This is a genomic window from Pauljensenia sp. UMB6358 (assembly GCF_030216865.1).
In the GTDB taxonomy this organism is placed as follows: domain Bacteria; phylum Actinomycetota; class Actinomycetes; order Actinomycetales; family Actinomycetaceae; genus Pauljensenia; species Pauljensenia turicensis_A.
In genome coordinates this window covers 1-386 of sequence record NZ_JASOMS010000053.1, presented here as the reverse complement: position 1 = coordinate 386, position 386 = coordinate 1, and the positions used below count along the sequence as shown (strand labels likewise).

General features: G+C 56.0%; 1 protein-coding gene. It reads left to right on the top strand.

Features of this window, described 5'->3' with window-relative positions:
• Positions 1-386, top strand: a 386-nt coding sequence (locus QP381_RS08595) for a hypothetical protein (RefSeq protein ID WP_285068526.1), incomplete at both ends; no start/stop codon positions are given.

Below are 386 nucleotides of genomic sequence, written 5' to 3'. Positions count from 1 at the left end.
TCGCTACTGGGGGCCTGATTGTTGCTGTCCTGGCACGCCGTGACACGAAAATCAGCCAACGCGCGGCTAAGGAGGCCAACCGCCTCGCTAAGGACGCCAACATTGCTGCTACCCGCGCGAACCGCCTGGCAGGTGAGGCAAACCAGATAAGTAGCAAGGCGAACAAGATTGCGACCAGAGCACTTGCTACCACGCAAGATGTCAGTCACTACTCCTGGGCAATTCAGATTGACCATGACGCCGGTCTTCTCGTCCTAACCAATGAGAGCCCATTTAGAGCAACGAATATTTCCATCACTATCAGGCATGAAAAAGACACGATTTACCAGGGTGGGGCCGGGGCTATCGGACCCTTCGGAAAGGTAGGCCTCGGCACTAGCCTGCTC